Source organism: Rhodococcus sp. 05-2254-6, assembly GCF_002258565.1.
Taxonomy (GTDB): domain Bacteria; phylum Actinomycetota; class Actinomycetes; order Mycobacteriales; family Mycobacteriaceae; genus Rhodococcoides.
On record NZ_NOZF01000143.1, the window covers coordinates 64,690 to 73,313 of the forward strand.

Sequence of the window (8,624 nt, forward strand, 5' to 3'; positions counted from 1 at the left end):
ACCTCACAGCGAGAGTCCAGCGAACGAGCAGCATCTCGCGCGAAGATGGACACCGTGAGCGAGACACCCGAGGCCAGAGTCCTGATCGTCGACGACGAACCGACCATCGTCGAACTGCTGTCGGTCAGCCTGAGGTACCAGGGATTCGAGGTGGCGACTGCGTCGTCCGGTCCCGAGGCTCTCGACAAGGCGCGCAACTTCAGGCCCGAGGCTCTCATTCTCGACGTGATGATGCCCGGCATGGACGGGTTCGGTCTGCTGCGTCGACTGCGGGCCGACGGAATCGATGCGCCTGCCCTGTTCCTGACCGCGCGTGACTCGGTGGAAGACAAGGTGACCGGGCTGACCCTCGGTGCGGACGACTACGTCACCAAGCCGTTCTCGCTCGAGGAAGTGGTGGCCCGACTCCGAGTGATCCTGCGCCGGTCCGGCAAGAGCGAGGACGCGCAGCCGTCGCGAGTTGCGTTCGCGGACATCGAACTCGACGACGACACCCACGAGGTGTGGAAGGCAGGTGAGCCGATCTCGCTCTCGCCCACCGAGTTCACGCTGCTGCGGTACTTCATGGTGAACGCGGGAACCGTGCTGAGCAAGCCGCGAATCCTCGATCACGTGTGGCACTACGACTTCGGTGGTGAAGTGGGAGTGGTGGAGTCGTATGTGTCGTATCTACGTCGCAAGGTCGATACCGGAGACAATCGCTTGATTCACACACTGCGAGGCGTCGGCTACGTCATGCGCCAGCCACGGTGACGGCCGTTCGAGGTCGGATTCGGAGCCTGCCGCTGCGTTTCACCTTGGTCGCGGCGTTGCTGCTCCTGGTCGGGCTGGGCCTGCTGGCGTCCGGGGTGGCGGTGACGTCCTCGCTCGAGTCGTCCCTGATGCGTCGCCTGGACAGTCAACTGGTCGAAGCGTCCCAGGGATGGGCGAAACCGGGTGGCGAACGCCCGCCCTTTCCGATCGACGAACCCAACCCGAACCGCCCGCCGACGAACTTCTTCGTTCGGTCCGTGGCCAACGACGGTACCGTCCGGGGCCCGATCAACGATGTGGCCGAGAGTGTTCCGGACCTGTCCGGTGCGCCGTCGGCAACTCCGAAGACCGTCGGTTCCGAGGGCGACCCGTCGAAGGAGTGGCGGGTGATCACGGTGACCAACAGCGAGGGGTCCACCACCGTGGGCATGTCGCTCAGCGCCAACCAACAGACCGTCAGCCGGCTCGTGGTGCTGCAGTTCTACATCGGCGCCGCCGTGTTGCTGGCCCTGGCCGTGATCGCCTACTTCGTGGTGCGACGCAGTCTGCGACCGTTGCGTGAAGTGGAGACGACGGCCGCGGCCATCGCTGCCGGAGATCTGCATCGACGGGTTCCCGAGTGGAGTGAGAAGACCGAGGTGGGCCGATTGTCGTTGGCCCTCAACGGAATGCTTTCGCAGATTCAGCGGGCATTCGCGGCAACTGCGGCCTCGGAGGAGGCGGCTCGTGCGTCCGAGGATCGGATGCGCCGCTTCGTCGCCGACGCCAGCCACGAACTGCGTACCCCGCTGACGACGATCCGCGGATTCGCCGAGTTGTATCGGCAGGGCGCGATGAGCGACATCTCGTTGCTGATGACGCGTATCGAGGGCGAATCGGCGCGGATGGGCCTGCTCGTCGAAGACCTGCTGATGCTCGCGCGACTCGACGCGCAACGCCCGCTCGACATGCGTCGCGTCGACCTACTGACCATCGCCGCCGATGCCGTGCACGACGCCAAGGCGGTCTCACCCGCGCGGGACATCTCGCTGAAAGTGTTGGCAGGGCCGGGAATACCCGAGGTCAGCGGCGACGACGCTCGGCTGCGCCAGGTACTGGCGAACCTCGTCGGAAACGCGGTGCGGCACACACCCGAATCGGCGTCGATCACCGTCTGCGTCGGGACCACCCAGTCCTCGGTACTGCTCGAAGTCCAGGACACCGGCCCCGGGCTGGGCGAGGAAGAGGCGGCGCACGTGTTCGAGCGCTTCTATCGAGCCGACTCCTCCCGGACGCGCGAGAGCGGCGGCAGCGGGCTCGGGCTCTCGATCGTCGCGGCCTTGGTGGCGGCGCACAACGGCACCGTTCGGGTGCAGAGTGCCCCCGGTCAGGGTGCGACCTTCCGGGTCGAATTACCCCGCGCCGACGGTTGATTCGCTCGCTGTCCTGGCTTTCTTGCGCTCGGCCAGTTTCGTGTACGCGGCTGCGGCGAGTGGCGCGGCCACGAGCATCGACACCAGTCGGATCACCTGAACACACGCGACGAAGGTGACATCCGACCCCGTGGTCGCAGACACGGCGAGCACGGCGGCCAGGCCGCCGGGTGTGGTCGCAAGGTACCCGGTGAGCATGCTGACCCCGGTGATCGCAGACAGCGCCCAGCCGAACAGCGCGCACACCAACCCGATCGAGAGCACCAGCAGCGCGGCCCACGGGAAGATACGACCGATGGCCCGCAGGCTCGACACGGTGAAGGCGAGCCCCGCTTGCCATCCGATGACGATGAACGCCACCGGCAGCAGCACCGTGGGCACCGAGATGTCGACGGGCCATCCGAGCAGTTCGCAGGCACCGGCGACGATCAGCGGTCCGAGTGTCGCCGGCGCGGGCAGTCGGATGAGCCGCGCCAGAACGATTCCGGCGATGACGGCGGCGATCAGAAAGGCCGTGCCGATGTACCAGGGCGTCGTCGCCGTATCGTCCGCGCCTGCTCCGCCGCCGGTGTCGGTGTGGAAGGCGAAGGTGACGATCAGCGGCATGGTGACCACCACGAGCGCGACGCGCAGGTACTGCACCACGGCCACGATTCGCTCGTCCCCGCCGAGTTCTCGGGCGATGGACACCAGACCCGTTGCGCCACCGGCGATCAGGGACAGTGCTCCGGTGACGGGGTCGACATCGCGATGCAGGGCGAGCAGTGCGCCGCAACCGGCGCTGACGACCAGCGTCCCGGCACCGACGAGAACGGCGGGAATCCAGTTCTCGCCCAACGCGCCGAGAGTGTCGGTGTCGAGCATGAGGCCGATGGTGACGGCCAGCGTGCCCTGCGCTGCCATCGACGCCGGGCGCGGTACCGCAGCCGGGCCGAGGCCGGTCAGAGCGAACACCACGGCGACGACGAGGGCCGCGAACAACGACGGTGCCGTCAGGCCCAGGGCCGCGAAAAGGGCCCAGCCCCCGACGGATACGGCCGCGAGGCCGATCCATCGGAGGCTGTTCCCCAGTATTCGTCTCATCCGTTTCGGAGCACTCACGCTCCGGACTTGACCAGAAGAACCGGGACCGGAATCTCGAGGAGCAGACGCTGAATGGTCTGTCCCATCAGAAACTTTCCGACCGCCGAGCGGTGTCGGGAGCCGACCACCAGGATCTCGGACTTCTGCTCTTCGACCAAGGTCAGCAGGGTGTTGACGGCATCGGGATCGGGCCGGCCCACCGCCACGGTCCAGGAGACGGCGTCGGCGTGATCGATATCGGCCAGAGCGGTCTCCACCGACGTGGACACTGCCTGCGTCTCGGCCGCCTCGGCGGAGGGCTCGGCCGATCCGGAGAGTGCGTGCAGGACGACGAGGTCCGTCTCTCGAATGCGGGCTTCTCGCACTGCGGCCGCCAGTGCTGCGCGGCCCTCGGGTGAATTGTTGTGCAGTACGCCAACGGTCATGACAGTTTCTCCTACGACGAGTGGGGTGGGGGATCAGCCGAACGGGATCTGGCCGAGGAGGATGCCGACGGCCAGCATCGCGAGGGAGACGACCACAGCTCGCCACAGCACCTTCTTGTGGTGATCGGCCAGCGACACTCCGGCGAGGGTGACCAGCAGCAGGATGGCCGGAACCAGCGGGCTCTGCAGGTGGACGGGCTGACCGGTGATCGACGCACGGGCCATCTCGACGGGGTCGATGCCGTACTTGCTCGCAGTCTCGGTCAACACCGGGAGGATGCCGAAGTAGAAGGCGTCGTTGGTCATGAAGAACGTCAGCGGGATGCTCAGGATGCCGGTGATGACGGCCAGGTACGGGCCCATGCCCGCCGGGATGACGTTGAGCAGCCACTCGGCCATGGCCTCGACCATGCCGGTGCCCTGGAAGACGCCGGTGAGAATTGCTGCGGCGAGCACCATGGCGACCACGGAGACGATGGAGGACGAGTGCCGTGCGATCGCGTCGCCCTGTTCCTTGACCTTGGGGAAGTTGACCGTCAGAGCGATCGAGGCAGCGATCATGAACAGCACCGGGATGGGCAGGATGTCCATGACGAGGATGACAAGCAGGATGACCGTCAGAGCAGCGTTGAACCACAGCAACTTCGGGCGCAGCGTGTCGCGATTGGGGTCCAGGCCGTCGAAGAACTGACCCGATTCGCCGGAGTCGTCCGATCCGCCGGTGCCTGATCCGCCGGTTCCCTTGCCGCCCTTACGGATACTGCCGCCGCCACCGGAGGCCACCAGTTCGGGTTCGTAGATCAACTTGCCGATGCGGCGACGCTCCATGATGCCCAGATGCACGGCGAAGAGCAGCACGATGATCAGGCCGACGATCATCGAAGGGACCATCGGAACGAAGACGTCGGACGGGGAGATGCCGAGAGCGGATGCGGCGCGCACCGTCGGGCCGCCCCACGGGATGATGTTCATCGTGCCGTTGGCGAGACCGGCGACGACGGTCAGAATGACCGGGCTGACACCGAGTTTGAGGTACAGCGGCAGCAGCGCGGACGTGACGATGATGAACGTGGTGGAGCCGTCACCGTCGAGCGAGACGACCATGGCCAGAATGGCTGTTCCGACAACGAGTTTCATCGGGTCGTTTCGCACGAGGCGCAGGATGCCGCGCACCAGCGGGTCGAACAGTCCGACGTCGATCATGATTCCGAAGAAGATGATGGCGAAGAACAGCAGGGCTGCAGTGGGGGCCAGGGACTTGATGCCGTCGGTGATCATGTCACCGATGCCGAGTCCGGCGCCGGCCAGCAGACCGAAGATGACGGGTACGAGGGTGAGTGCGACGACGGGCGTGGCTCTCTTGGTCAGGATCAAGAACATGAAGGCGGCTACCATCAGGAAGCCGAGTATCACCAACATCGTGCACTCCTTCTCGAATGTGTGAGGTGGGTCCGGTCGGACCGGTTGTGTGACTGAAGTTACGTAACCGGCATCACATGTTCGCTGTTGTGCGCACTACCCGCGCAAGCAACGAAAAGAGCCTTTTGCGCATTGTGCTCGAGCCCGCTCCGCGCATAGCCTGGGTGGGTGCGATTGAGGACTCAGGTGCTGTTGTTGCAGGCAGCGCTGGTGGCGGTAGCTCTGGCGGTGGCGTTCGGGGTCTTCGCCATCAGCAGTGGCAGCCAGGCGAGCGAGGAATACGGCGAACGTGCGCTGGCCGTTGCGCGGACGGTGGCGTCGGACCCGGAGGTGCGTTCGCTCGTCGAGCAGTTCTCTGCCGTGGACACCGCAGGCACCGACGCCGCGCCTGCGGGAGTGTTGGCAGGCGGAGCGCTGCAGCGTGCGGCCGAGGGTGCCCGAATGCGCACCGACGCACTGTTCGTCGTCATCACCGACGATCGGGGTCTGCGGTTGGCGCATCCCGATCCGACAGTTCTGGGTCAGCGGGTGAGTACCGATCCCTCGGGGGCGCTGGCGGGCAACGAGGTGGTCGAGCAGGAGCGCGGCACCCTCGGCGACTCCGTACGCGCGAAAGTGCCTGTACTGGCGCTCGGTTCGACCGACGTGGTGATCGGTGAAGTGAGCGTGGGCATCTCCACGACGGCCGTGCGCACCGAGTTGGTGAAAGATCTGATCAACGGCGCGTTGGTGACCGGTGCCGTACTGCTGCTCGGGCTGATCGGCTCGACTCTGTTGGCGCGCAGATGGAAACGGCTGACTCTGGGGCTCGAGCCGGAGGAGCTCGCCGAGCTGGTGCGGGAACAAGAAGCGGTGTTGCACGGAATCGGTGAGGGTGTCGTCGCCATCGACCCCGACGGAGTCGTCACGGTCGTCAACGACGAGGCGCGCACCCTGCTCTCGATCGACGGTAGACCGGGGATGCGCATCGAGGACATCGGTCTGACCCCGAGGCTGCTCGAGGTCATCGAATCGCCGACGTCCGAGCCGGTTCTCGCGGCCGTGAACGAGGTCGTGGTCATTGCGGCCGCCCGAAAAGTGCTGCGCGACAATCGTGATCTGGGTACGGTGCTGACCGTGCGCGACCGAACCGACGTGGAGACGCTGACGCGTCAGCTCGACGCGGTGCAGTCGATGTCCGCTGTGCTGCGCGCGCAGCGTCATGAGTTCGCGAATCGGATGCATCTGGTCAGTGGACTGCTGCACGAGGGTCACCCGGATCGGGCGTCGCAGTACATCGACGAGATCCTCGGTGTCGGAGCGAGATCGGAATCCATCGAGGGTATCGACGCCGTGTCCGACGCCTATCTGCGGTCGTTTCTGACGGCGAAGGCCGCGCATGCGCGGGAGAGCGGAGTGCGGTTGGTGTTGGGGGAGAACACCTGGGTCGGCGGCGAAGTGGCCGTCCCCGTCGACGTGACCACGGTGCTGGGCAATCTCGTCGACAATGCGATCGATGCTGCCAGGCTGGGAGTGAGGCGGCCGGCCGAGGTGGAAGTGGAACTGGTACAGGACGGTTCGACGTTGCACATCGTGGTTCTCGATTCCGGTGACGGGGTGGACCTGGCACCCGAGCAGGTGTTCGTCGAGGGGGTCTCGACCAAGTCGACCGAAGAATCGCCGGGCGGTCGGGGAGTGGGCCTGGCGCTGAGTCGGCAGATCGCGCGCACCCGCGGTGGCGACGTGACGCTGGCCGATGCCGGTGGGCAGATCACCGAGGAGAACGAACGAGGAGGCGCGGTGTTCATCGCGTCGATACCGGATGCGCTACAGGCAGATGAGGTCTCGCAATGAGAGTGCTGGTCGTGGACGACGATTTCCGGGTTGCAGATCTGCATGCGGCACTGGTGAATTCACTCGACAACTACGAGGTCGCCGCAGTCGCGACGAGTGTCGCTCAGGCTCGGGAGTTGGCGTCGTCGCAGTCGTTCGATCTGGCGCTGGTCGACGTCTATCTGCCCGACGGATCGGGAATCGACCTGGTGCGCGAACTCGCCTGCGACGCAGTGGTGCTCTCGGCAGCAGCCGATCAACAGACGGTGCGCGCGGCCATGACCGCGGGTGCCTGGACATATCTGATCAAGCCGTTTCCGCGATCGGCGTTGATCGACCGCCTCACCGGGTATCTGACGTACCGGACTGCTCTGGACCGTTCGGAGGAGCTGACCCAGGCCGACATCGACGGCGGACTCGACGCGCTGCGCCCGCGCGCGGCCGCGCCGCTGCCGTCCTCGCAGTCCGTGACCCGTGACCTGGTGCTCGATGCGGTGCGCACGACGGCCGACCCGATGTCGGCGGGCGAAGTTGCTGCAGCCATCGGCATTTCACGCGCGACAGCGCAGCGTTATCTGGCAACCCTGGTGTCCAAGGGCCGGTTGCGCATGCAGCTGCGATACGGATCGACCGGGAGGCCGGAGCAGGAATACTCGCTACCGCCGGGTGCGTGAGAACGACACCACCACGGCCCCGAGAACCGATATCGCAGCGGTGACCAAAGCTGCGGTGTTCCAGCCCTGCACCAGTCCGCCGGCGTCGTTCTGGCTGATCGCTTGGGTCATTCCGCCGGCTCCACTCCCGGCCGGAACGGCAACCACCGCAACGACGGTGACCCCGATAGCGGACCCGACGTAGCGCGCAGTGTTGTTGGCACCGCTGCCCATGCCGCCTCGTCCGGCGGGAACGCTGGCCACCGCCTCGCGGCCGAGCGCAGCGTTGAGTACGCCGCTGGCGACTCCGGCCACGAGCAGGCCGGGAAGCAACCGTGGCCAGGATGCGTTCTCGGACAACCCCGTCAGCATCAGCATGCCGATCGCGACGCCCACCAGCCCGACGGCGAGTTGCGTTCGACCGCTCAGCGACGCAGGCAGCCTGCGGGCCAGTAAGGCGGTGACCACGGACGTGGCCGACCAACCGAACAGCAGCAGGGCGGCACCGAGCGCGTCGATTCCCAGTACGGTTCCGAGGAATCCGGGCATGTACGACATCAGGGCGATGATGCCGCCGCCGGTGGCCAGCGCGGCGACGGTGGCGGCCAGAAACGGTGGGTGTCGGAAGAGGGTGAGATCGAGCATCGCAGCGGCACTGCGCAATTCGAGGACCATGAACGCGCCCAGCAACAGGGCGGCCAGCACGAACAAGATGATCGGGGCCATGGCTGTCCAGCCCTGCCTGCCCTCGACCAAGGCGGCCAGCAACGCGGCGATGCCCGTCGCCAACAGCAACGCGCCGACCGGATCGAGGCCGCGGGGGGCGTCGGACCTGGATTCTTCGACGAGCACATGCGCGGCGACGGCGAGTGCGAGCGTGGCGATCGCGAGCACCACGTAGGCCGTACGCCAACTCGCCGAGCGATCCAGTACGGCGGCGAGCAGAGGGCCGAGAGCGATGCCTGCACCCACGCTCGCACCCCAGACCCCGCTGGCCTTCGCGCGCACCGGACCGGCCGGGTGGGTGTGGGCGATGATGCCCAGGCTCGACGCGACGACGGCTGCGC

The 8,624-nt window shown here is 66.4% G+C and carries 8 protein-coding genes; 4 read left to right on the forward strand and 4 right to left on the reverse strand.

The annotated features are described in order from the left end of the window. The first annotated feature begins 45 nt into the window (after positions 1 to 45). Entirely contained in the window at positions 46 to 753 is a 708-nt protein-coding gene (locus CH256_RS19685; protein WP_094670388.1) for a response regulator transcription factor, read from the forward strand. After that, positions 750 to 2,165, forward strand: a complete 1,416-nt coding sequence (locus CH256_RS19690) for a sensor histidine kinase (RefSeq protein ID WP_082898815.1) — start codon at positions 750 to 752, stop codon at positions 2,163 to 2,165. The genes CH256_RS19685 and CH256_RS19690 overlap by 4 nt, the downstream gene beginning before the upstream one ends. Here the strand turns inward: CH256_RS19690 and CH256_RS19695 are convergent. From CH256_RS19695 to CH256_RS19705, 3 genes are read right to left on the reverse strand one after another with little or no spacing between them, the layout of a single operon-like run. Continuing rightward, positions 2,145 to 3,248, reverse strand: coding sequence for an AbrB family transcriptional regulator (locus tag CH256_RS19695; RefSeq protein WP_179272156.1), 1,104 nt, complete (start codon positions 3,246 to 3,248; stop codon positions 2,145 to 2,147). The genes CH256_RS19690 and CH256_RS19695 overlap by 21 nt on opposite strands. 14 nt (positions 3,249 to 3,262) lie before the next feature. Continuing rightward, entirely contained in the window at positions 3,263 to 3,673 is a 411-nt protein-coding gene (locus CH256_RS19700) for a universal stress protein (RefSeq protein ID WP_068055827.1), read from the reverse strand. Positions 3,674 to 3,706: 33 nt separating this feature from the next. Next, positions 3,707 to 5,092, reverse strand: coding sequence for a CitMHS family transporter (locus CH256_RS19705; protein ID WP_068055829.1), 1,386 nt, complete (start codon positions 5,090 to 5,092; stop codon positions 3,707 to 3,709). A gap of 168 nt (positions 5,093 to 5,260) precedes the next feature. Here CH256_RS19705 and CH256_RS19710 point away from each other — a divergent pair, with 168 nt between their 5' ends. Both CH256_RS19710 and CH256_RS19715 read left to right on the forward strand, forming a co-directional pair. Beyond that, positions 5,261 to 6,925, forward strand: coding sequence for a sensor histidine kinase (locus CH256_RS19710; RefSeq protein WP_094670390.1), 1,665 nt, complete (start codon positions 5,261 to 5,263; stop codon positions 6,923 to 6,925). After that, positions 6,922 to 7,578, forward strand: coding sequence for a response regulator (locus CH256_RS19715; protein ID WP_068055835.1), 657 nt, complete (start codon positions 6,922 to 6,924; stop codon positions 7,576 to 7,578). The genes CH256_RS19710 and CH256_RS19715 overlap by 4 nt, the downstream gene beginning before the upstream one ends. Here the strand turns inward: CH256_RS19715 and CH256_RS19720 are convergent. Beyond that, the coding region (locus CH256_RS19720) for an MFS transporter (RefSeq protein WP_094670391.1) at positions 7,561 to 8,624 on the reverse strand (1,064 nt) is incomplete at its 5' end. The two genes, CH256_RS19715 and CH256_RS19720, sit on opposite strands and share 18 nt — an antisense overlap.